At 53.7% G+C, this 22,544-nt stretch carries 20 protein-coding genes and 1 tRNA gene; 10 read left to right on the top strand and 11 right to left on the bottom strand.

The window, feature by feature from the left end; genetic code table 11:
• Positions 1–13: 13 nt before the first annotated feature.
• Positions 14–592 carry a transcriptional regulator gene (locus C7434_RS11915; protein WP_006121703.1) on the top strand — a complete coding sequence of 193 codons (579 nt, stop codon included), beginning with the start codon at positions 14–16 and terminating at the stop codon, positions 590–592.
• Between the two features lie 106 nt (positions 593–698).
• Positions 699–774 (top strand) — tRNA-Phe (locus C7434_RS11910).
• A 234-nt stretch (positions 775–1,008) separates the two neighbouring features.
• Here the strand turns inward: C7434_RS11910 and C7434_RS11905 are convergent.
• The 6 genes from C7434_RS11905 to C7434_RS11880 form a co-directional block, all read right to left on the bottom strand.
• Entirely contained in the window at positions 1,009–1,197 is a 189-nt protein-coding gene (locus C7434_RS11905; RefSeq protein WP_033739138.1) for a hypothetical protein, read from the bottom strand.
• A gap of 770 nt (positions 1,198–1,967) precedes the next feature.
• On the bottom strand, positions 1,968–2,963 hold the full coding sequence (locus C7434_RS11900; RefSeq protein ID WP_133745495.1) for a glycosyltransferase: 996 nt from the start codon (positions 2,961–2,963) through the stop codon (positions 1,968–1,970).
• Between the two features lie 371 nt (positions 2,964–3,334).
• Complete coding sequence (locus C7434_RS11895) at positions 3,335–4,639, bottom strand: oligosaccharide flippase family protein (RefSeq protein WP_039338998.1); 1,305 nt, start codon at positions 4,637–4,639, stop codon at positions 3,335–3,337.
• The gene (locus tag C7434_RS11890; RefSeq protein ID WP_133745494.1) at positions 4,636–5,634 is read right to left on the bottom strand and encodes a glycosyltransferase; all 999 of its coding nucleotides are present in this window, start codon (positions 5,632–5,634) and stop codon (positions 4,636–4,638) included. Before C7434_RS11890 ends, C7434_RS11895 begins: the two co-directional genes overlap by 4 nt.
• A 773-nt stretch (positions 5,635–6,407) precedes the next feature.
• Positions 6,408–8,741: a Fe(2+) transporter permease subunit FeoB gene (gene feoB / locus C7434_RS11885; RefSeq protein WP_133745493.1), complete on the bottom strand. Its 2,334-nt coding sequence runs from the start codon at positions 8,739–8,741 to the stop codon at positions 6,408–6,410.
• Entirely contained in the window at positions 8,741–8,965 is a 225-nt protein-coding gene (locus C7434_RS11880; RefSeq protein WP_033739127.1) for a FeoA domain-containing protein, read from the bottom strand. Before C7434_RS11880 ends, feoB begins: the two co-directional genes overlap by 1 nt.
• Positions 8,966–9,549: 584 nt before the next feature.
• Here C7434_RS11880 and C7434_RS11875 point away from each other — a divergent pair.
• A complete protein-coding gene (locus C7434_RS11875) occupies positions 9,550–11,211 on the top strand; it encodes a methyl-accepting chemotaxis protein (protein ID WP_133745492.1) in 1,662 nt (553 codons plus the stop codon).
• A 43-nt stretch (positions 11,212–11,254) separates the two neighbouring features.
• Here the strand turns inward: C7434_RS11875 and C7434_RS11870 are convergent, their stop codons facing one another.
• The 3 genes from C7434_RS11870 to C7434_RS11860 are packed head-to-tail and all read right to left on the bottom strand — an operon-like array spanning position 11,255 to position 13,025.
• On the bottom strand, positions 11,255–11,581 hold the full coding sequence (locus C7434_RS11870; protein ID WP_133745491.1) for a YciI family protein: 327 nt from the start codon (positions 11,579–11,581) through the stop codon (positions 11,255–11,257).
• Positions 11,582–11,597: 16 nt separating this feature from the next.
• Entirely contained in the window at positions 11,598–12,224 is a 627-nt protein-coding gene (locus C7434_RS11865) for an NAD(P)H-dependent oxidoreductase (protein WP_033739123.1), read from the bottom strand.
• A 24-nt stretch (positions 12,225–12,248) separates the two neighbouring features.
• Positions 12,249–13,025 carry an alpha/beta hydrolase gene (locus tag C7434_RS11860; RefSeq protein WP_133745553.1) on the bottom strand — a complete coding sequence of 259 codons (777 nt, stop codon included), beginning with the start codon at positions 13,023–13,025 and terminating at the stop codon, positions 12,249–12,251.
• 116 nt (positions 13,026–13,141) lie between these two features.
• Here C7434_RS11860 and C7434_RS11855 point away from each other — a divergent pair, with 116 nt between their 5' ends.
• Positions 13,142–14,146 (top strand): helix-turn-helix domain-containing protein, encoded by a 1,005-nt coding sequence (locus tag C7434_RS11855; RefSeq protein ID WP_054688370.1) that lies wholly within the window; start codon positions 13,142–13,144, stop codon positions 14,144–14,146.
• Here C7434_RS11855 and C7434_RS11850 read toward each other — a convergent pair whose 3' ends face one another.
• Entirely contained in the window at positions 14,147–15,253 is a 1,107-nt protein-coding gene (locus C7434_RS11850; RefSeq protein WP_039339006.1) for an endo-1,4-beta-xylanase, read from the bottom strand. It lies immediately after the preceding gene.
• Positions 15,254–15,601: 348 nt separating this feature from the next.
• Between C7434_RS11850 and C7434_RS11845 the strand changes: the two genes are divergently transcribed.
• The 5 genes from C7434_RS11845 (at position 15,602) to C7434_RS11825 (ending at position 19,848) form a co-directional block, all read left to right on the top strand.
• Positions 15,602–16,564 (top strand): aldo/keto reductase, encoded by a 963-nt coding sequence (locus C7434_RS11845; RefSeq protein WP_006121615.1) that lies wholly within the window; start codon positions 15,602–15,604, stop codon positions 16,562–16,564.
• A 211-nt stretch (positions 16,565–16,775) separates the two neighbouring features.
• A complete protein-coding gene (locus C7434_RS11840; protein ID WP_033739112.1) occupies positions 16,776–18,110 on the top strand; it encodes a carbohydrate porin in 1,335 nt (444 codons plus the stop codon).
• A gap of 175 nt (positions 18,111–18,285) precedes the next feature.
• Positions 18,286–18,597: a cupin gene (locus C7434_RS11835; RefSeq protein WP_006121617.1), complete on the top strand. Its 312-nt coding sequence runs from the start codon at positions 18,286–18,288 to the stop codon at positions 18,595–18,597.
• An 87-nt stretch (positions 18,598–18,684) separates the two neighbouring features.
• Entirely contained in the window at positions 18,685–19,263 is a 579-nt protein-coding gene (locus C7434_RS11830) for an ATPase AAA (protein WP_033739110.1), read from the top strand.
• 60 nt (positions 19,264–19,323) lie between these two features.
• Entirely contained in the window at positions 19,324–19,848 is a 525-nt protein-coding gene (locus tag C7434_RS11825) for a GNAT family N-acetyltransferase (protein WP_033739108.1), read from the top strand.
• 36 nt (positions 19,849–19,884) lie between these two features.
• Here C7434_RS11825 and C7434_RS11820 read toward each other — a convergent pair whose 3' ends face one another.
• The gene (locus C7434_RS11820) at positions 19,885–20,697 is read right to left on the bottom strand and encodes an IclR family transcriptional regulator (protein WP_006121620.1); all 813 of its coding nucleotides are present in this window, start codon (positions 20,695–20,697) and stop codon (positions 19,885–19,887) included.
• Between the two features lie 319 nt (positions 20,698–21,016).
• On the opposite strand from C7434_RS11820, the gene C7434_RS11815 reads away from it, so the two are divergent.
• A complete protein-coding gene (locus C7434_RS11815) occupies positions 21,017–22,543 on the top strand; it encodes a sugar ABC transporter ATP-binding protein (protein WP_033739106.1) in 1,527 nt (508 codons plus the stop codon).
• Position 22,544 lies beyond the last annotated feature (1 nt).

Here is a 22,544-nt window from a genome sequence, read left to right as displayed (position 1 = left end):
AGAGGAGAACGGTTTGCAACGTGAACAGATACTTGACCATGCATTAAATGTGCTTGAACAAAATGGCTTAGCGTCCACCTCGTCGCTGAAAATCCTGGCCGAAGAGATGCGACTCAGCGAGCAGCAACTTGAGCAGTTCTGGGCTGACCGCGACGCACTGCTCTACGACGCATTGCAGTTTCATGCCCAGCAAATCGACAGCTGGCGACAAGAGGTATTACAAAACAGCGCACTGCGACCCGAACAGAAGTTAATGGCGCGCTACGAAGGGTTAAATGAGCATGTCACCAAGGGACGCTTTCCCGGCTGCCTGTTTATCGCCGCCTGCAGCTTCTATCCGCATCCCGATCAACCCATTCATCAACTGGCAGAAAAACAGAAGCGCGCCTCCTGGGAATTTACCCACACTATTTTAAATGCGCTGGGTCTGGATAACCCGAGTATGGTGGCTGATCAAATGGAGCTGGTGCTGGAAGGCTGCTTAAGCAAGCTGCTGATCAAGCGCAATGTGCAGGATGTGGATGTCGCTAAACGTCTGGCGGAAGATATATTAAGCATTGCCCTGTGCCGTAAAAATGGCGCACTGGCGTGAGTTTCAACGCCTTTGACTGAAATTCAGGCAATCAGTCACGTTTTGCAGGGTTTTTTCATGAAAGCCGTTGACGGCCTGCGGCCTTTACGGTTTAATGCGCCCCGTTGCCCGAATAGCTCAGTCGGTAGAGCAGGGGATTGAAAATCCCCGTGTCCCTGGTTCGATTCCGGGTTCGGGCACCAAAATTTGAAACCCTCGCTTCGGCGGGGGTTTTTACGTTTTAGCACTCATAATGCGCCTTAGCACCGCAAGAAAGTGAATTTTCTACGTTCATCATGACCAGTCGCCCTTTCTGCATGACAGCCTGCCTGTGATAGCGGTTGCATTCGCCATCTCCTCCTCTGTAGTCATGCGCCCTTTCCTGTATTGGATTCAGAGGCGTTGCCTTTTAACAAGAAAAAGCGATGAAACATTTTTCACTGTTCAGGATTCGCCATGAACGCTTCGACCAGCATCAACATCGGCCTGCTGCTGTTCCCCGCAAAGACGCCTGGCGACACAAAAGCGGCGGCCAGGCTGGGTGATAACCGATTGGCGTAAGCGATGGCTTTCAACTGTGCGACAACAAACGCTGTCACTGCCGCAACCAGAAAGCCACCAGTCATCTGACCCGCATGTCGTTGATTTCCCCCCTGCTCACCGCTTCGTGACGCACGGGCATCGGTAAGAATGAAAAAGACATTCCATGTTACTTACACTCTGAGAAGCATGTCGGGCTGACATCGTGCTGCTCAGCACGTTGAAGGCGCGTCTCTACGTCGAGCATTTCGGATCCCTCTGGCAATCCAGAGCTGAACTAAATGCGTTTTTTCATGGCGAACATGCAAAGACACCTGGGTGTGATCTTCAGTATGCTGACGTTATCTGATACGTGGCAGAAACGGAGCGGCCGACGAGACGGATAAGCGTTATGGACAGCAGATATTTTCTGAGGTCGTCAGCACGATTCGGGCGCGTGGCCATAACTTCCACTCAGACGTGCTGAGAAGTCACACCCGGGCCTGCCAGTGCTGTGACGCGCAGGGAATAGTGCACATTAAAGGAAGCGCTTTCACGCAGCGACTCAGCAGGTTGCGTCGGCTATTCCGGGCCTGAAGGTCAATGCATAACGCCATCTCCAGCCTCGCCTTGCGTTTGCGCGCGGTCATCTTCGTTATGACGTTCACGATCAGGCTGCGGAATGAATGCAATGCCTGCCCTGCATCGGGGACCGGCGCGACAGTGAAAACGCGGCCCCTTTTCAGCATTGCGACATTTGACCCAACGTGGAATAGCAAGATACTGACGCGATGACAGAGCCCCCTACGGAAATTCACCCCGCCAAAACATGCGCCATTTCCGTCGAGGGCCCGACACTGAATGACAAAGCCGGAAGTTAAAAAAACCGTAATCTGAATAGCATATACAACACCAGATAAGCCACTCTGGCATTCACATTCATGACGTGGTACTTCACTTTCTCGCTTCTGTTTAATAATGCCAGTACGTTTGCCGGATAGCGTTTCTCTTTGATCCGTTTGATACTTTTCCGGATTTCATTAATGTTAAGCGTGGTGTAATACATGGCGGTAACGATTTGCATATCGAGGGTGAGCTTACGTTTGGTGACACCAGTAGAGAAAAGCGACAAATCCTCGTTTTTATATTTAACAAATAACCTTTCATACAGATCAGTCAGGTAACGCTTACGATCCAGCAATTCTTCATACGGGACGCGTCTTTTCGACAGCGAGTTTTCCACATCATCATAGTGATAAGATGCACTGTCAAAAATAAACAGATCATCGACATAGTAAAGACAGTTGAGATTAAACAGCAGGTCTTCACTCATCGATATTCCTTTAGTGAAGCGGAGCTGGTGATCCTCAAGCAACTTTCTTCTGTAGCACTTGTTATGGAGATAGCCAATGTTATCACTTAACTCAAGCTCATCCAGCACAGCAGGAATAGACTGATGGCCGAAATGGCCATAGGTGGAAAGGCTACCCACGCGCGAGCACCTGAGGTTCCCCACCAGTAAATCAACAGGTTGTGAAACGCTCGGAGAAAGGTGCTGATGAAACATAGCCAGAAAGTCATCATCAACCCAGTCATCAGCATCAACAAAAATAACGTATTCTCCCGTAGCCACTTCCAGGCCTGCATTTCGCGCTGCGCTGACGCCGGCATTACTCTGCGAGATAACATTAAAATTTTTATAGTGTTTAAATTCATCAAGAACAGAGGCGCAGTTATCTTTGCTGCCATCATTCACCAGGATAACTTCATAATCTTTGCATGTCTGAAGGAGAAGACTTTGCAGGGTACGCATAATCGTCTTTTCAGCATTATAAACAGGTATTATTATACTGAATAAATATTTATCATTCATTTCAAAACCTCGTAACCAGCCCTAATGCCTGCCGCCCTTAAAAAGGCGAAAAAGATAATGAAAATAAAAGCCTTTCCTTTTCCTGATAACCGAAAAGAAAATAAGCATCTAATTATTTATTAACCCACTCTAAGATTATAAAAGCGCGAAATTAAACTGACCGTAAACGGGCATTATTCGGATCATGAAGATACGCTTTCATTTTTATTAAGCGATAATTAAAAAAACGAACAGGCAGGGTACATCCTCCCGCCACATGGCAGGATATTAACGTTACTCACGCGCAGATAAAAAACGCGTTATATTAAAGATGCCGTTCAAGACGTTTTATTTAAACGTCTTACAACGCATATCTTTAAGAAATATCTGCATCACCGCCCAGAAAAGAGCGAGCGATTAATAAGAAACCACAGTTTTCCGGGTTGAATGAATATTTTGTGAATTTTCATCATCGGCTGCCCACGGAAGAAATAGTTTAACAGCGTAAAGGCCATAAACTCAGTAATCACCACACTTATGGCACCGCCAGTAATGCCGAAGGCTGGCACCAGTGTCACCGTCGTGATCAGACATACCGCCAGCACACAGAACGTTTTTTTGATCAGGTAGCGATAGCCATTGTATTTAATAATGAAGCGATCCATGACGCTGCTTAGTACACCAAACATGGCGCCGATGCTTAATAACACCATCGGGGCAATCGCTTCGGTGTAAGCTGCGCCGTAGAAATGCCGGATAAACCAGGGGCCGATCAGGGCGATACCGCCGATAACGGCCCCCGACACGGCAATGACCATTAGCTGTAACTTCTGCGCGCGGACAATCGCCACATCAGGATCACGTTCGGCAAACAACGCGGGATAAAACGAGGCAAGTAAAGCGTTGGGTAAAAAGACCCAGGCCACCGACAGCGTCATCGCGACAGAAAAGATGCCCGCCTCTTTTAACCCTAAGAACCATGAAACGCTGAGCTGGTTAAGCCGGGTATAAATCGTAATCGCAATCACCGACAGCACCAGGGATCGTCCGGCCTGCAAAATATACCCGCTGTAACGTCGGATATGAGTGAGTCGGGGAAGCGGCGGCTTCTCATGCGTACGTCGTTGGTGCCAGCTAAACACACAGAGTTTGATCAGAAAAGGAATGAAGGTAGCCAGCACAATGGGAATGGCCAGCAATTCCGGTTTGAGCTGGAACCAGGAAATCCCATAACGGATAGCCAGACTGATCAGGAGACCGGTAAGGTTAGCCATCACGTTCAGCTTCGCATTTAACACCGCTTCATTGTAGATGTTAACCAGATCGATAGCTGAGAACAGACAAGCCAGTGCCGCCGCGCAGATAAAGACAAACGCTTGCGAGTTCATCTCTTCCCGCATCACCACAATGCCAATGGTAGAGAGCACACAGTAAAGGCTAAACACCAAAATGACAGCCGGCACCATAAGGCGGATGCCAGAACGGTGATTCTGGGCAATGCGCTTGAGCAGGATGACGTCGCAGCCCATCATCGCCACAGACTGGATAAACTGAAATATCAGCATGGAAATGGCGATCACACCAAACGTGACAGGCCCGACGTACTTAGCGACGAAGGACGTTACAAACATCAGGCCAAATACCGCAACCAGCTTCTCAATGATCATCCATAACGAGTTTTGCAGCTTTTGTTTCACGAACGCGCCCTCAACAGAGTCTGTACGGCATGACGCAGCCCGGACACCAGGCGTGGAGACAGGTAGAAAAGCGTAAAATAAAGGCTCCAGGCATCTGGGAGCATGCCCGCGGCAATATAGGCACGATAGTTTTGCCGGTAAAGTTCAATATACTGCCTGACGAATGCCGCGCTGAACGTCCCACTATACAGGGCTTTATAGATGTGCGAGGCCGTAACCTTCAGAAATAAGAAGTAGTAATAGCGTTCCTGCGGCCGTAGCAAGACGCGTTTAATCCCTGTAAAAGCCCGGACGTAAGTGAAGTGTTTTTCTTTGAGCGCCGAGCGCGTTGCCGAATCGTGTGACTCAACATAGTGGTAGACGACCCGAGGGCTGAACACGACCTGTCCCTGCGGGGCACCGGACAGGTAGCTGATCACAAACAGCAGATCTTCAAAGTTGAAGATATCTTCCCGAAAGCGTAACTGCTGCTGTTGCACGATCGTCCGGCGGAAAAACTTGTCACAGATACCGTGTTTCGGCGTGTGGTAGAGCAGTTCACCGATCGCCTTATCAGCGCGCAGACTGCGCAGTGCGGTCTCTTCAGGCTCCCCGGACAGCGGCTCGCCGTCATGAGAAAAGGTGCGGGATTCGCCTACGGCCAGAATGACGTCTTCATTCATCAGCCCCAGCCAGGTATCCAGCACACCTGAAGGCAGAAAGTCGTCGGCATCGATGAAAGAGAGGAATGTGCCACGCGCAGCATCCAGACCGCAGTTACGTGCCGATGAAACGCCGCCATTGGGCTTATCTATAATCTCTACGCCAGGATAATTCTGGTATTTTCTCATTAGCTCAAGTGAATTATCACTTGAACCATCATTGACTAAAATAAGCTGGCAATGCTCAGCATGAGGTTGCTGAAGAATACTCTCGACGCAACGTTCAATAAACATCGCGCCGTTATAAACAGGCACGATAAATGACACTAAAGGGGCGTGTTGCTCATTAAACATATAACCTCTGGTGTGACATATTTATTAAAGTGTAGCGCAGGAAAAGTGTCGGTTAGTTCCAGCTATTTTTATTCGTAAAAATTTTTCGCTACTCTAAATCAGTCATCTGTATGCACATCGCCAATTTTTGTATCAAAATATGTATAGCATGAAACCAGGAAATAAAAGACAGCATAAACATGAGGATGACATCAAAACTAAGAGTATTCTGTAATTTAAAATGGCGTTACTGAACTCTGCAGAAATACAAAGAACCTGCCTGTGATACTCTACTCAGGCGCGGACCGTTTCCGCAATAAGCCACCTTCGCAATGTAAAGCGTAAAGAGAACATTCAGACAATAGCCAGTAAAGTGAAAAATGGAAGACACTTTTCCCGGAAAAAATTAATAAGAACTTCCTTATAAAAATCGACATATTTCAGATAACACATTAATAAAAAACAACGCGTGTCCAGTAAAAATAAATAAATATGCCAGAAGAAACAGAAGTGTTTAATTAACGTTTAACTTTTTGGGGCATATAAAAAATCTCAGCGCCTGAAAATATGCGTGGACTGGCACACCCCGGGGCTGCATGGACTGGCTTTCTGCGGTGAGATTGATTCCGCCCGGGTCGCGGAGAGAATCGCTAAATATGCTTCCGGCATTGCCTCTTCGTTCAACGGCGACCGAGGAAGCCGTGCGATCAGGCTGGTAACCTTATCGTCATTGCTTTCCGGCGGCTCCGTCTGCCCACGGTTATCATGGGCAGCCGCACGCATCCCCGTCGTCCTCAGTCGCTGGCGTGCCGGTGCTCAGCACATCCCGCACAGCCGCCACATCCTGTCTTACGCGATGAGGTGAGCGGTGCGGAAACCGGCTTCGTGCGCGCACGTCCACCTGCGTGGCGCAGCAGGCTAATGACCAGACCGTTAAGCACGACCACACTCATCAGGCACAGCGCGCTAAACCCCGGATGCAGGCGAAAACTGACACTCTGATAAAACAGCGTAGCAACGGAGTACGCAACGTTCAGGCCCCAGAAAAAGGAAAACAGCATCCAGTTTTTCCCGGCTTCCCGGGCTATTGCGCCCATCACCGATACGCAGGGAACGTAGAGCAACACAAACAGCAAATAGCTGTACGCTGCGAAGCCGTTGCCGAATTTCGCACTCATCACGCCCATTTGCGTCGCATTGATTGTACTGTCACCTTTACTCGCTTCAATAGGGTTGGCCAGCGCACGCAGGCTGAATGCGCTCTTCAGGCTGTCACCGGTTTCTTTCAGCGCATCCCTTAACTCACCCGACAGCGAAAAGTCCTGCGGGCGAAACGCGCCGCTTTGAACATCTTCGCCGACATAAAGGCTGTTCAGCGTACCGACCACGACTTCTTTCGCCATGATGCCTGTCACCAGCCCGACCGTGGCCTGCCAGTTGTCTGATGTCACGCCGACAGGTCGCAGGGCTGGCGTGACGACTTTACTCACAGTAGCCAGCGCAGAATCATTGATATGGTCTACGGTTGCCCCACTAAACGAAAAGTTGCTGAGTAATCCGATCACCATGCTGACCACAATAATGACGCGACCTGCGCGTACGATAAACATCTTTAAACGTTGCCAGGTCTGGATCAGCAGGCTTTTCACATGGGGGCGATGGTAGACCGGCAGCTCCATAAGAAAAGGTGACGCTTCGCCGCGCAGCAGCGTATTTTTCAGGATAAGCCCAGTGACGATGGCCACGATAATGCCCAGCACGTACAGAGAGAAAACCAGGCTGGCACGCCAGGCGCCAAAAAAGGTGGCGGCGAAAACCGCAAAAATCGCCAGCCGCGCACCGCAGGACATAAAGGGCGCAATTAGCACGGTAAGTAAGCGCTCACGGGGCGTATCCAGCGTACGCGTGCCCATTACTGAAGGCACGTTGCAGCCAAACCCGACAATAAGCGGTACAAAGGATTTTCCCGGCAAGCCCAGCGACTGCATCAGGCGATCAATTACAAACGCTGCACGCGCCATATACCCCGAGTCTTCAAGAAAAGACAGAAACAGGTACATCAGGCCGATCTGGGGCAGAATCGGCAACACTGTGTTAATCCCGGCCCCTATGCCCTGCGCAAGGAAGACCGTTACCCAATCGGGAAAGTGGCAGGTATAGCCCAGCCACTGCGCGCCATGAATAAACAGCGCCACCGATCCGCTGTCGAACAAAGGCTGGAAGGCTGCACCGATGTTAATTGACAGCACAAACATCAGATACATCACGCCCAGAAAAACCGGTATTCCCAGGAACCGGTTCAGCACAAGGTTGTCCAGCCACTCAGTCAGCGCAGCGGGTGCGGCTTTATTGAGGTTACAGACCGCGGCGCAGAGCGCGTTGATAGCCTGATAACGACAGTTCACCACATGCATTGCCGGATCGCCGCCCGCCGCCTGCCTGATCGCCGGCAGTTGGGGGACGACTGTGGGACAGATGCGCTGACTGTTAATGTCACCCGCCAGCAGCTGTAGCGCCAGCCAGCGCTGCTTTTGCCTGGCGATGTCCGCAGGCATCATCGTTTGCAGGCGCGCGATGGCCGTCTCAATTTCACAAGGATAAACCAGAGGTTGTGGCGGTCTTTCTCCCTGCCAGTCGTCAATGGCGCGTTTAAGCGAGGCGATGCCTTCGCCACGTGTTGACGTCAGCGCCACGACCGGGCACCCCAGCCGGGCTGACAGCGCTGCCCTGTCGATGATGATATTCTGGCTGAGCGCGATATCCTGCATGTTTAACGCCACGATACAGGGCATGCCCAGCTCCAGTAGCTGAAAAGTCAGGAAAAGATGACTCTCCAGGTTTGAGCTGTCTACCACATTAATCACCAGGTCGGCGTGATCCTCAAACAGATACCCACAGGCGATACTTTCATCGATGGCGCTGTCCGCCGAAAGCGTTGTAAGCGAGCGCGTGCCTGGCAGATCAACCAGCCGTACATCCGTTTCAGTCGTAAAGAACTGCCCTTCCTTGCGTTCTACCGTCACGCCCGCCCAGTTCCCTACGCGCTGGCGGGCCCCGGTAAGCTGATTAAATAACGTGGTTTTACCGGTATTCGGGTTGCCGATCAGACCCAGGGTTAATGTTTTCATCAGCGGACTTCTTCCAGCAGAACCGAAGCCAGATCGCGTTGCCGCACCGCCAGACTGAGGCGACGCGTACGGATATGAACGGGATCGCCCAGTGGTGCAGTACGGATAATGTCAATCAGCGTGCCGGGCAGCACGCCCATGGTTAGTAATTTTTGCCGCCAGGCGGGATCAACAGAAGACTGGTAGCCTCTGACACGATAGGTGGTGTGTGTTTTGATTTTCACAGATATATCCCAACCGTTAACAACTAAGGCAGGAATTATACAAATGATAACTATTCTTGTTTCTTGATCTGGATGGGGGTGATGCGCAGGATAGCGACAAAAATACGCTGATATGCCATTTCACCCTGACGGCCCGCTCGGGTTAAGGGCCATCCGGAAAGAAGCATTGCGGAAGATTGTCAGAAACGCCCCTCAGCGGTGGGCAAATAACAGATGGTGTTGCCATACCTATTTTCAGCCCCCTGTCTGTGAAGCACGGCTTATACAGCGAAGACGGACACAACGTCAGATTGCGGTCACGTATGAGGGCAGCGAAAAATAATAACGCGCAAATGTCTCATACAAGCCTTCATCTTATTATTGCGCGAAAAAAACGTAACTCCCGGTACATTTCTGCATAAACGGACCCTTGATCACCCCCGTTTTTGTGACTATGCCAAGCTATTAAAAAAACACGCTTTTCCTGAAAGCGTCATTTTATTTTTAAACTAATCGTCATAGATCACATTATTTATGGCGTCACTATTAAGGTAATCCGTTAAATACCGATATACCTGTATCCACGTTTATCAGGTATCGCCGCCATGTTTAAAAACCTTAAAATTACAACGGGCATTATTGCCGTATTGTTTTTGTTCAGTGCGCTGTTAATACTTACCGGGTCGCTTTTTTATTCGTCTGTCAGCCAGGCGGGACGCAACTTTTCTCACACTGAACAACTGACGCTACAACAACAGCAACTGAGCGACAGTGTGCAGACGCTGATAAAGACGCGTGTCACCGTCAGCCGGGTAGCTATTCGTTTTCTGAAAAACCAGAAGGATCCGGCATCTCTGGCCTCGATTGCCACACTGCTGGACACAGCGAAACAATCTGCTGAAAAAGCCGATGAGTATTTTTCAGCCTACAAAGCCGCCCCGCCCTTACCCGGACAGCATGCGGAACTGACCCAAAACGTGCAGACGGCTTACAGCAAAATGCACGATACCATGCTCGCGTCGGTCGAGTTCCTGCGAAATAACAACTATCAGGCTTACGGCAATCTTGATGCACAGGAAGCGCAGGATCAGCTGGATAAGGCTTATCAGGCCTGGCGGAGCGCTAACTATCAGCTGATGAAGGAAATCGCCGCAGAAAACGATCACAACTACACCAATATGCTGTGGACCTTGTTGATTATCGCAGTTATTGCTCTGGTGACCGTTGCCAGCGTATGGGCTGGCCTGCGGACACTGTTGCTGAAACCTCTGACTCTGGCAACCGACTACATGCGCGCGATCTCTTCCGGGGATCTGACCCGTGAGATCGCCAGCGACAGTCACAATGAAACCGGACGGCTCCTCAGCCAACTGGAAGAGATGCGCAGCGCGCTGGTGGTGACGATTCGTTCTGTCGATGATGCAACGCAGTCCATTTTCACCGGCGCAGCAGAAGTGTCGGCCGGCAGCATCGACCTCTCTGCCCGCACCGAGCAACAGGCGGCCGCACTGGAAGAGACGGCAGCCAGCATGGAGCAACTGACCTCGACAGTAAAACTGAACGCGGAAAATGCACAGCAGGCCACCGCGATGGCGAACGATGCCGCGGTGATGGCGTCGCAGGGCGGCCAGATTGTGGCGAAGGTGATTTCCAATATTGAGCAGATCAGTGAAAGTTCTAAACAGATTGCCAGCATCATCGGCATTATCGACAGCATTGCGTTCCAGACGAATATCCTGGCGCTTAACGCTGCGGTCGAAGCCGCACGCGCAGGCGAACAGGGGCGCGGTTTTGCTGTAGTCGCCGGTGAGGTGCGTTCACTGGCGGGACGCAGTGCAAGCGCGGCGCAGGAGATCCGCACGCTGATTGAACAATCGACGCAGCGTGTCAACAGCGGTTCGACTCATGCCTCCGAAGCGGGTGATGTCATGGGAAGCATTGTGCATTCCGTTAACAGCGTGACCCAGTTGATGGCTGAGATTGCCTCGGCCTCGGCCGAGCAGACGCGCGGTATTGAACAGGTGACGAAAGCGGTATCGGAAATGGACGGCGTCACGCAACAAAACGCGGCGCTGGTAGAGGAATCGGCCAGTGCGGCAGCCTCACTGGAAGATCAGGCTACGCAGTTACGTCAGTCGGTCTCCGTGTTTAACACGGGCAGAAAGCCGACCACAGGTCTGGCGACGTCCCGCAGCACAGCTTTGAAAAAACCCGTTATGACGCCTGTGTCTACCGCACCGTCAGCGGATAACTGGCAGTCATTCTGATCGACCTGCCGCGGAGCGATGCCCTGCTCCGCGGCAAACGGCTTCAGGCGCGGTGGGCCATATCAACGACCTTCGTTTCACTGCCCCAGTCGGCCTCAAACACAGAAGAAACCAGGGCTGGATGAACGCCCGTAACAGCCACATCAACCAGTCCCAACGCCACAAAGGGATCCTCGGTCAACCTGTCGCGAACAGCCTGCTCATCAGAGGCGAGAAACAGCACAACGCCGCCCTGCTGATTTTCCAGCGGTCCGGCCAAAACCACCTCGCCCGTCTTGATGTGCTCCATCAGCCAGCTTTTATGACCCGCGCTGTGTTTTTCACGTTCGGCGGCGGCACCACGATAACTCAGCGTAACAATGTAAAGCATAAGGTTCTCCTGTGGATTACAACGCAAGTGACTGGATGAGCGTGCTGGCGGCATTAAACGCGTTGCCGATTTCACGCTGTTGAATGGCTTCCCCTTTTGAAGCCCCTTCTGCACGGATAACATGAATATGCTCAACGCCTAAAAACCGAAAAAAAGCGGCCAGATACCGTTCCTGAAAATCCCACTCTTCAAGGGAACCGCCGTGGTAAAAGCCGCCCCGCGCCGAGGCCACGATCACGGTTCGCCCACCTGACAACCCCACCGGGCCTTGTGCCGTATAACTGAATGTTTTGCCTGCCTGCGCGATCCGGTCCAGCCAGGATTTTAGTTGGGCAGGCACCGAAAAGTTGTACATCGGCGCACCGATGACTATCACATCACTGGCAAGAAACTCCGCCACCAGCAGGTCAGATAAGCGATGCTGTTCTGCTATGTACTCACTGACGTTGTCGTCGTTTCCCGCCCTGAAACCTGCCGCGATGGCCGCGTTAAGAGGACGGATTTCCTCGGCCACGACATCACGGTAAGTCGCCTGAGCAGCGGGGTACTTTGCCAACAGTTTTCTGACGATGTCCGCGGTAAGCTGCCGGGTAACCGACGGCGTCTGGAAAATACTGGCGTCAATATGAAGTAATCTGTTCATGGGATTCCCCTGAGAGTGATGGTGCTATGACGATGGAAGGGTTCTGGCCGCGCGATCGATAAACGCAGCCACCTGTTCAGGATGTGAAACCAGCGATAAATGACTAGATGCGAGACGCTGAACGCGTGCGCCAATATGCGCAGCAATGTCAGACTGGACACGGGGCGGCAGCGCCCGGTCTTGCGTGGTCAACAAATACCAGGTGGGTTTGCTTTTCCATGCCGCTCGCGTCACCTTGTCAGTGAAAGCGCTCGCCTCAACAGGTTGTTGTACCGCAGCCAGTTCACGCACCCGCGCACCAGGCACGTCGCCGGCCAGCATTTCACCAAACTGTTGGGCATTATCCAGCCAGATCATCCCATGTTTATCCGGCCTCATTTCCGTCATCGGGGCATGAAGTCGTTGCAACAGCCCGGCAGCAGATTCATTACTGTCGGGCACCAGCGCAGAGAGAAAAACCATGCCCCTTACGCGCGAATCGTTGCCAGCATCAGCCACCACCACACCGCCCCAGGAATGCCCAACCAGCAGCACCGGGCCTTGCTGACGCGCAATGACCGCCTCCGTCGCCTTTACGTCATCCTGCAATGAGGTCAATGGATTCTGAACGGCGGTGACGTGATAACCTTTGTGCTGAAGGCGTGAAATCACCGCCCGCCAGCCTGAGCCGTCAGTAAACGCCCCGTGGACTAAGACGATGTTTTTCACCGTCGCCTGCGCAGCGAGCGGCACATTCAATAACGTCAGCCCCAGCAGCACCGCATGCTTTAATCTTTTCGCCTTACTGCTCTTTCGCCGCATCTCGCCTGTTCCTGTGGTCGTTTTCATGCTGACCATGGTAGATCGGGCGAAAAGAGCGTGTAAGATGGCGAATAAGACAACTAACAGGCAAAACTCGCCATAAGGAGTGACTGGTTATGCGCATAGCGATTGTGGCGCTGGAAGGCAGCCTGCCTTCTGCCGTCAACGGCTTTTGTGACACCTTATGGATTGCGCGCCAGGTGATTGCGTCTCGCCCCGATACTGCGGCGCAACTGACCCGCGCGCCGCTGGAGGTCCAAATCGTAAGTGCTGATGGCCAGCCCGTGCGCGATGCGCAGGGACGATGGCTACATGTCGATGCTGATTTCAGCCAGGCAGAGGCGTCAGATATCGTCCTGGTCGGGGGAATGGCGTTGGGCCGCGATCGGTTTCCGCAGCATCCGGAGGCGGTCATACAGGCGGGGACCTGGATAAAAAAAATGTACCATCAGGGTGCCATCGTCGGTGCCGCCTGCGCGGGCTGTCTGGTGCTGGGCGAAGCGGGGCTGCTCAGTCGTCGGCGTTGTACCACCACCTGGTGGCTGTTTCCGACCCTGCGGGAGCGCTATCCGGATGCGCGTCCGGTATGGGGACAAACGCTCGAACAACAGGAAAATATCATTACTACGGGTGGCCCACTCTCGTGGAGCGCGCTCACGTTGCATTTGCTGCACAGGATACTGGGGGCGGACGTCTCCAGACAGGTTGCTGATATGGCCGTTGCCGATGCCCAGCCCGTGTCGCAACGTTTGTATGCGCCGCCCGGGTTTATTAACACTCAGCACCCGTTGCTGATGCGGGCGGAAGAGATTATTCGCTATCAACAGCCAGGCATCACGGCAGAACGGCTGGCCTCTGCGTTACATACCAGCGAACGTACGTTGCACCGTAAAATGAAAATGCTGACCGGCGAAAGTCCTAAGGCGTTTATTACCCGGGTCCGCATTGAAGGTGCCTGTCTTCTCCTGGAGAACCCCACCGTAAGCATCCGTAAGGTGGCCGCCGATTGTGGCTATTCTGACGAAAGCAGCTTTCGCAAAGCGTTTAATCAGGTGATGGCGATGACACCCGCGCGTTATCGACAGTGGATTGCCGCCAGAGCGGCGCCCGCAACGCGTTAATCAGCGTAGCGCATGCAGCGCTGCCCAACTGGCGTCTTTGATTTGGCCGTCTTTAGCAAACAGCAACGGTCCGGTGGCCAGCCCATCGCTTGCCTTCGGCGTCGCCGCCGTCCGGTGGGGCGTGTCCCAGACACCCCACGTGAGCACTGCGTCGACACCGGCTTCCAGCACAAGCGAAAGATAGCGCTTATAGGTGCTGGCGACCGCCATGGCGCGGCGCGCCATCGGCAGGCGGCTGTCATCAACATCCAGTTCGGTGATATACACGGCCAGGCCCAGCGCTTTCACTTCACGAATAAATGTCGCCAGTCCCGGACCAGACGCGTACTGCGGACCGGCCTTGAGATGAGACTGAATGCCCAGCGCACCAATGGGGATCTGTCTGTCCTGCAAATTGCGCAGCAGCGCCAGCACAGCGTCACGTTTTCGTTGTGCGTTGTCATGGTCGCTTTCCAGCCCGTAATCGTTATAGCAAATGACGGCGTGAGGATCGGTCTGATGCAGCGCGTCACAGGCGATATCCAGATAACGCGTTCCCAGACGTTGATACCAGAAACTGTTGCGCCATCCGCCAGGCAAACCGTCAGACAGGTTGATAATCTCGTTCGCCACGTCCCAACTCTGTATCTGTCCCCGATAGCGCCCCGCGACGGTATGAATATGGTCTCTCAACACTTTTTCCAGCAGCGTGGCATCGCGAATCGCCAGCAGCCAGTCCGGCACCGCGCGGTGCCAGCAAAAGGTATGCCCGCGTAGCAGCAGGCCCTGCGCTCTGGCAAAGGCGGCAAGCGTATCCGGGCCAGAAAAATCGTAGCGATTCTGCTCAGGCTGCACGACCACCCACTTCAGCGCGTTTTCCGGAACAATAATATTGGCCTGGCTGGCCACAAACTGCCGGTAATGCGCATCGGACCGCAAACGCTCGGGCCGGACCGCGAACCCAAACAGAAGATGACGCTGCGCAGCTATGCGCTTTAAGGGGGGGAAAGCCGGTTCGGCCGCGAAGGCCGGTATCGGCAATGCGGAACCCAGCAACAGTGCCGCGCTGCGTTTTAAGAACCGACGTCGCGGCGTGGATGTGAAGCCAGAGAGATTATGAGGTTTCATCAGTGCCACGTCTCCTGTGACGTTTTTGCCCGATCATCGTGAAGGTCGCATCACACCAGCCCGGTATTCTTATAACCCTAAGCCCTAAGGCCCGTCAGCAACGATTTTGTCCACGTCGGTAAAGCCAGATTTCTGAATGTAAAATCCCTCGCTTTACGGTATCGGGTTTTCTGGCATTCGCGGGGCTGTGTGCCTGCACGTTTCAGGACGGGCGCTGCCGTGCCAACGGTAAAAGTGACCTTTGCTACCTTGTTATGCCGCACTGGCTGACAAACCGAATGAAAAGCTGTCGATTTACCTTTGCTAAGCTGATAAGTACACCTGATACGTTTAATAAAGGAGAATGCTATGACGCAGCCTAAAACCCGCCCCCTCGGCAACAGCGGCCTCTCTGTGCCGCTTCTGACCTTTGGCGGCAATGTCTTTGGCTGGACGGTAGACGAGAAAACCTCGTTTTCTCTGCTCGACGCGCTGGTGGAAAAAGGCCTGTTCTTTATCGATACCGCCGATGTCTATTCACGCTGGGCGCCCGGCAATCAGGGGGGCGAATCCGAAACCATCATCGGCAAATGGCTGAAGAAAAGCGGTAAACGCGACAGGATAGTGCTGGCGACCAAAGTCGGCATCGAAATGTCACCGGAGAAGCAGGGACTGAAACCTGGGTATATTCGCCAGGCCGTCGAGGACTCGCTGCGCCGTCTGCAAACCGACGTGATCGACCTCTATCAGGCGCATCGCGATGATGAAACCACGCCACTGACCGACACGTTAAGCGCCTTTGACGCTCTGATCAAAGCCGGCAAAGTCCGGGCTATTGGGGCCTCCAACTACAGCGCCGCGCGACTGCAGGAGGCGCTGGACATCAGCAAACAGCATGGGCTGGCGCGTTACGAAACCCTGCAGCCGCTCTACAACCTTTACGACCGTGAAGAATATGAAAGCGAGCTGGAGCAGGTAGCGCGAGAGAATCAGCTTGGCGTGATCAACTACTACGCGCTGGCCAGCGGCTTTCTCAGCGGCAAATATAAAAAACCGCAGGATGCCAGCAAGAGCGCGCGCGGTCAGGGTATTATAGATAAGTACCTGAATGAACGCGGTAAACGCATTGTTGAAGCGCTGGAAGACGTGGCGGCGTCACATGATGCGTCAGCCACGCAGGTGGCGCTGGCCTGGCTCATCGCGCGCCCGAGTATTACCTCCCCTATCGTCAGCGCGACCTCCTTGTCGCAGCTTGATGAACTGGTCAAAGCCACTGAGTTGACGCTGAGCAAGCAAGAAATTGAAGAGCTGTCTCAGGCCAGCAAGCCATAAATCCCCCAGGGATGCCGCGGCATCCCTTTTACTTTGCCTCGCAATAAATGCCTTTTTAGTTATAAAAATATTCATTCAGCGATAACTGTCACAATTGCGTTAATTCCTTACCACTTTGCAGTTACATACGCACAGATTTGCAAAAATTGACATTTAGTCAGCATTATTCTCTGCCCTGTCTTTTCCTGTCATTTCATAAAGAATAACGCTGATGAATACAAAAAAAGCAGTGCAGTTTATGCCTCGCCTGGCCGCGGGCAGCCTGATGTTTGCGATGCTGAGCGCCTCCGCGCTGGCCGCCGATGCCTTTAGCTATGACTCACCTTACCTGTTTGGCGACTGGGGCGGTAACCGAACGCAGTTAGAAAACGACGGCATTAAGTTAGATGTTAACTACACCATGGAAAGTGCCGCCAATCTGGGTGGCGGAGCTGACAGCCATACCTCGATGCGCTACAGCGACCAGTGGGCGTTTGGTGCCAATTTCGATCTGCAAAAACTCCTCGACTGGCAGGATACGCAGTTCCAGGTCACCATTACCGATCGCAATGGCCGCAACATCTCCGATCAGGTGGCCGATCGCCGCACCGGGATGCTCTCTTCTACCCAGGAGGTGTACGGTCGTGGCCAGACGTGGCGCCTGACGCAGTTCTGGTTAAGCAAAGGCCTGTTCGATAACACGGTCAATCTGAAAGCCGGACGCGTTACCGTCGGCGAAGATTTCGATAACTTCGACAGCAAGTTCCAGAACCTGGCGTTTGGCAGCGGCCAGGCCGGTAACTGGCGCGGCGATCGCTGGTTTAACTGGCCGGTTTCGCAGTGGGGCGGCAGGCTAAAAGTCAACGTTACGCCAGAGGTGTTTTTCCAGGTCGGTTTCTACAATCAAAACCGTGCGAATTACGACCGTGGCGATGGTTTCCGGCTGGATACCAGCAACTCAGAGGGGAATCTGGTGCCGGTCGAGTTAGGCTGGAAACCGACGTTAGGCCCCGACAAGTTGCCGGGTAACTATCGTATCGGCTATTACTACTCGTCCGCAAATGGCGACAACTATGGCAGCTGGCGTGACGGCGCTTACCAGCGCAAAAATCATGCTTACGGCGGCTATGTCCTGTTGCAGCAGCAGTTGACGGCGCAGGGCGGCGATGCCAGCCGGGGTCTGGGCGTGACGGTTCAGGCGGTGATGAACGACCATAAAACCTCGAAAACCGATAACTATCAGTCCGTCAGCTTCACCTGGAAAGGACCGTTCGATGCCCGTCCGCAGGATGAGATTGGCATCGGCGCGGCGCGTATTCACGTCAACAGCGCCTACACGCGTTCGCTGCGTGAACAGAACGACGCCAGCGGGCAGACCGATTTTAACAGCCCGACCTATCTGCCTGTTCAGGACGGTTCGGAGTACAACTACGAAATCTATTACAACGCGCAGCTGACCAAATGGCTGCAACTGCGTCCTAACCTGCAATACGTTGTTGCGCCGGGTGCCGTTAGCGACGTGAAAGATGCCTTTGTCGGCGGAATCAGCGCTAACGTGAATTTCTGATCCGCCCATCAGACCTGCCCGCAGGGCAGGTCTGCTTTCCCGCCTGCCCTGACGCTTTCATCCCGTACCTGCTCTGTTGATTCGCCTCAGTTTTCCGCAATTTTTTGCAAGCCCTGCCCCACTTCACGCGGTATAACCTCATCCATGTCTTACCACTGCGCATAACGGAAAAACCATGAAAACCTATATCAGCAAAGCGTTCTCAGCCGACCGGGCCTGGGGTGCACTCGACATCGCTAACTTTGATGGCACAACCGTACGGCTTCACTGGACGGATCAACCCTACAAGTGGCACATCAATGACGGTCAGGAAGTTTTTGCGGTGATGGATGGCTGTGTAGAGATGCACTACAAGGAAAACGGAGACATCAGGACAGTGCGCTTGCAGACAGGGGATATTTTTTATGCCAGCGTGGGCACGGAACATGTTGCCCATCCACAGGGCGAAGCGCGCGTACTGGTGATCGAGAAAGCGGGATCGGTCTGACCCCAACCGGCCCTGAGGCACGATGGCTGGCGCACATTTTCCGCGTATACTGAGGCGCAAACACAGCCTTGACGGAGGTTTCGCCTGATGACACCGTTGCCGCCGCTTGCACATCTGGGTCCGCGCATTTGTATCATGGGCCCCTCAAACAGCGGTAAATCTACCCTGGCCGTGGCGATTGCGGAAAAGCAGTCGCTGCCCGTTATTCATCTCGATCAGCTTTATCACCAGCCCAATACCGACTGGCAGCCCAGAGAGCACGCCGTGTTTTTACAGCTTCACCGCGAGGCAATCAGTGCAGAACGCTGGGTTATCGAAGGCAATTATACGCGCTGCCTGCCCGAAAGACTGGCGCGCGCAACAGGCTATATCCTGCTGGATCTCGCGATGCCTGTCAGTTTACTGCGTTATATCCGGCGCTGCTGTGCCACCACGCCGCGTGCCGGGGCGCTGCAAGGCAGCACCGATCACATCAATCTCGCCATGCTCAGGCATATCACCTGGGTGACGCCGGGCAATCGCCGTCGCTATCACCTCCTGTATCAGGGACTTAGCCTGCCCAGGTGCCGTCTGGTAGGTGCAAAAGCGATAAACCGCGCCTGGCAGGAGTGGTGCCTGACGCCCCGTCCTGCGACAGGGATCTTACCCGGCAAAACAGGCCGGTAGCCTTTCCTGCCTGTCTTTTGTATTGTCATGATCCTTACTGGCTCACTCCGGGATCGCAGAATGCACATCACGCTCGCGCAGGATGACCACATTCCCGCCCTGCAACAGATTTATGCTCACCATGTTATGCATGGCACGGGCAGTTTTGAACTGGATCCGCCTGATGAAGCCGAACTCGCCAGCCGGTTAGAAAAAATCCGTGCCGCCGGACTGCCCTGGTTTGTGGCCATCGAAGACGGCCAGGTTTGCGGTTACTGTTATCTGGGCTTTTATCGTCCGCGCCCGGCTTATCGTTTTACCCTGGAAGATTCCCTTTATATCCATCCGGCTTTTCAGGGGAAAGGTGTGGGTAAACGCCTGCTGGCGCACGCGATTGACTGGGCTGAAAGCAGGGGCTTTCGCCAGATGGTCGGGAATGTGGGCGACAGCGCCAACGTGGCCTCCATCGCTCTGCACCGATCGGCGGGCTTCACCGTGGCCGGTACGCTAACCTCCGTAGGCTACAAACACGGGCGCTGGCTGGACACGGTATTGATGCAGCGGACACTTGGCGCGGGCGACAGTATCCCGCCTGAAAACGGATAGCGCAGGATGCGTGCCAGGCGGGCCGCTGCCCAGGGCTCAGGCGGAAGCGCCCAGCTCGTGTGAGATCGCCTGGGCGGTCGCTACCACCTTCGCCATCAGGTTTTTTGCCCCAATCTGTTGCAGCTTGGCCGTCGGCAGCGAGACCGACACCGCATAGGGAACGCGCTGCTGAATATCAAATACCGGCGCGGCGATACAGGTCACGCCCAGCTCGTTCTCTTCGCGATCCATCGCGGTGCGCTGCTGCAGAATATCTCTCAGTTCCTGCTGCATCTCAGGCAAGGTGGTGATGGTGTTTTTTGTCAGTTGCTCAATGCTGTCCTGATGGCTTTGCCAGTAGTGCAGCAGGTATTCTTCACTGCCCCAGGCCAGAAAAATTTTGCCCATCGCCGAGCAATAGAGCGGCATATGCTGCCCGATGTAGGCGCGTGTGCGCATCATGCCAGTGGTAGGTTCCAGTTTATTGATCAATACAACATGATCGTCTTCACGGCTGGAAAAGTTAACCGTTTCGCCCACGTCCAGGTTGAGCTTTTCCAGATGCGGTCCGGCTACGTGGATGATATTGAGCGATGACAGCGCTTTCTGACCGACCGAAATAAATTTGGTCGTCAGGCGATAGCTGCCAGGCGACGGGGCCTGGGTGACATAGCCACTGCTGTGCAGCCCCTGTAACAGGCGATGGACGGTGCTTTTATTCATGCCGGACAGCTCAGCGAGATGGGCCAGCGGGCAGCCGTTCGGGAAATTGCTCAGTAACTCAATTAACTGAAGGCCACGAAACAGACTCTGTGTTCCCAACGGCTTATCGTTTTTATTTTCCTTCGCTTTATCCACTTTACCCACCATCCGCCGATCCTCTCCGTTTCTGACTTCCTGAGCGCACTATCGCATGATGTTAACTCATGGCATAACAACTGGGAATCTTTCGCTTTTTTAGTGTGGCCTGGCGATCGCATTCCGCCTGGCAGGAATTGCGCTGTTCATCACAATTTCAAAACAATATTTTAACCCTATGTTTCTAATGAGGAAATAGTCGCCTCGCTTCTTTGCTTTTCCGCATTTTCAGGGATAGTATTTTTTGGAATAGTATTTCACATGTTGAAATCAGCAAGAGCGCGTCACCACGCTTGCTGCCACTACTCACCAGGCGTCACGGGAGGCTGGAATGCAAACTAACCCGGATAAACCGGTCCTGACACTAAGCCATATCACCAAACGTTTCGGGGGGAACCCTGCCGTCAATGACGTAAGCCTGGATGTCTTTCCGGGCGAAGTGGTCGCGCTGTTAGGTGAAAACGGTGCGGGTAAATCGACGCTGATCAAGGTACTGGCCGGCGTTTATACCAGCGACGAAGGCCAGATAACCTTTAATGGCAACCCCATCCCCTCAGCGGCCGCGCTAAAAACCGCCACCAGCCAACCTGTCGCCTTTATTCATCAGGATCTGGGGCTGATCGAGTGGATGACGGTGGCGGAAAATATGGCGCTGATCATGGGCTTCAACCGTCGCCTGGGCCTGATTAACTGGCGGGCCGTGCGTGAACGGGCACGTTTAGCGCTGGAAGACGTCGGTATTCAGCTCGATCCCGATGCCCGCGTATTTGAACTGTCACGCACGGAAAAATCGCTGCTGGCCATTGCCCGCGCGGTAGCCGTCAACGCGCAAGTACTGGTACTGGACGAACCGACCGCCTCGTTACCCGCCAATGACGTACGGCATCTGTTTAGCGTGATAGAACGCCTGAAAAGTCGCAACGTCGGCATGATTTACGTGACTCACCGTCTGGATGAGGTGATTGAAATTGCCGATCGCATTTGTGTGATGCGGGACGGTAAACGCGTCGCAGAGGGCAACACGGCAGACTACAGGTTGCACGATCTGGTTGAAATGATTGTCGGCGAAGCGCTGGAAAGCAATCAGCGCCTTGTGCTGCCTGAGGGGCGTCCGCCCGTGCTGTCACTGAATCAGCTCTGCATCGATGAAGTGGGCCCGGTCTCGTTCAGTCTGCAACCCGGCGAAATGCTGGCGCTGGCCGGCCTGCGTGGTGCCGGTCAGGAAGAGATTGGCCGGATGCTGTTTGGCCTGAAACAGGCTACCCAGGGCCAGGTCATTTTTCGCGACAAGCCCTGCCATTCCCGATCGCCTCGCGAGGCTATGGCGGCAGGCATCTCGTTTGTGGCAGGCGATCGCACCGGTGAAAGTCTGGTTATGTCGATGAGCGTGCGTGAAAACCTGTTTCTCAACCCCTGCGCGAGCGGGCACCGGGTGATGTCCCATTATGGTCGCCGCGCGGAGGTAGGTGCCAGCTGGTGGAAAGTGCAGCTTTTCGACGTGCGCCCTAAAAACGTGGATCTGGATATCAGCGCCCTGTCCGGTGGCAACCAGCAAAAAGTGGTAATGGCCCGCTGGATGCACCTCAGTGCCCCGTTGCTGATTCTTGAAGATCCCACTGCGGGCGTCGACGTGGGCGCGCGCGAAGAAATTTATCACCTGCTCAACAAAGCGCTGGCAGACGGCGTGGCAGTGCTGGTGATCTCGAATGACCTGGAGGAAATCGCGCATATCTGTAACCGCGCGCTGGTGTTTAACCGGGGCCAGGTAGTGGGTGAACTGAAAAACGAACAGGTCACTTTTGCTAATTTACTGGAGCTGGCCTCAGCCAGCTCTGCTGCCCCCTTCGCTACCGTCTGAA

It is taken from the genome of Pantoea sp. PNA 14-12 (assembly GCF_004364735.1).
GTDB lineage: Bacteria > Pseudomonadota > Gammaproteobacteria > Enterobacterales > Enterobacteriaceae > Pantoea > Pantoea stewartii.
This window is presented reverse-complemented; position numbering and strand designations above follow the sequence as displayed.

Bases quoted from the DNA above. Each gene is read 5' to 3' on its own strand.
- C7434_RS11905 (WP_033739138.1), bottom strand. From the start codon at position 1,197: ATGACTGGTGGCTTTCTGGTTGCGGCAGTGACAGCGTTTGTTGTCGCA.
- C7434_RS11900 (WP_133745495.1), bottom strand. From the start codon at position 2,963: ATGAATGATAAATATTTATTCAGTATAATAATACCTGTTTATAATGCT.
- C7434_RS11890 (WP_133745494.1), bottom strand. From the start codon at position 5,634: ATGTTTAATGAGCAACACGCCCCTTTAGTGTCATTTATCGTGCCTGTT.
- feoB (WP_133745493.1), bottom strand. From the start codon at position 8,741: ATGAAAACATTAACCCTGGGTCTGATCGGCAACCCGAATACCGGTAAA.
- C7434_RS11875 (WP_133745492.1), top strand. From the start codon at position 9,550: ATGTTTAAAAACCTTAAAATTACAACGGGCATTATTGCCGTATTGTTT.
- C7434_RS11870 (WP_133745491.1), bottom strand. From the start codon at position 11,581: ATGCTTTACATTGTTACGCTGAGTTATCGTGGTGCCGCCGCCGAACGT.
- C7434_RS11865 (WP_033739123.1), bottom strand. From the start codon at position 12,224: ATGAACAGATTACTTCATATTGACGCCAGTATTTTCCAGACGCCGTCG.
- C7434_RS11860 (WP_133745553.1), bottom strand. From the start codon at position 13,025: ATGCGGCGAAAGAGCAGTAAGGCGAAAAGATTAAAGCATGCGGTGCTG.
- C7434_RS11855 (WP_054688370.1), top strand. From the start codon at position 13,142: ATGCGCATAGCGATTGTGGCGCTGGAAGGCAGCCTGCCTTCTGCCGTC.
- C7434_RS11850 (WP_039339006.1), bottom strand. From the start codon at position 15,253: ATGAAACCTCATAATCTCTCTGGCTTCACATCCACGCCGCGACGTCGG.
- C7434_RS11845 (WP_006121615.1), top strand. From the start codon at position 15,602: ATGACGCAGCCTAAAACCCGCCCCCTCGGCAACAGCGGCCTCTCTGTG.
- C7434_RS11840 (WP_033739112.1), top strand. From the start codon at position 16,776: ATGAATACAAAAAAAGCAGTGCAGTTTATGCCTCGCCTGGCCGCGGGC.
- C7434_RS11835 (WP_006121617.1), top strand. From the start codon at position 18,286: ATGAAAACCTATATCAGCAAAGCGTTCTCAGCCGACCGGGCCTGGGGT.
- C7434_RS11830 (WP_033739110.1), top strand. From the start codon at position 18,685: ATGACACCGTTGCCGCCGCTTGCACATCTGGGTCCGCGCATTTGTATC.
- C7434_RS11825 (WP_033739108.1), top strand. From the start codon at position 19,324: ATGCACATCACGCTCGCGCAGGATGACCACATTCCCGCCCTGCAACAG.
- C7434_RS11820 (WP_006121620.1), bottom strand. From the start codon at position 20,697: ATGGTGGGTAAAGTGGATAAAGCGAAGGAAAATAAAAACGATAAGCCG.
- C7434_RS11815 (WP_033739106.1), top strand. From the start codon at position 21,017: ATGCAAACTAACCCGGATAAACCGGTCCTGACACTAAGCCATATCACC.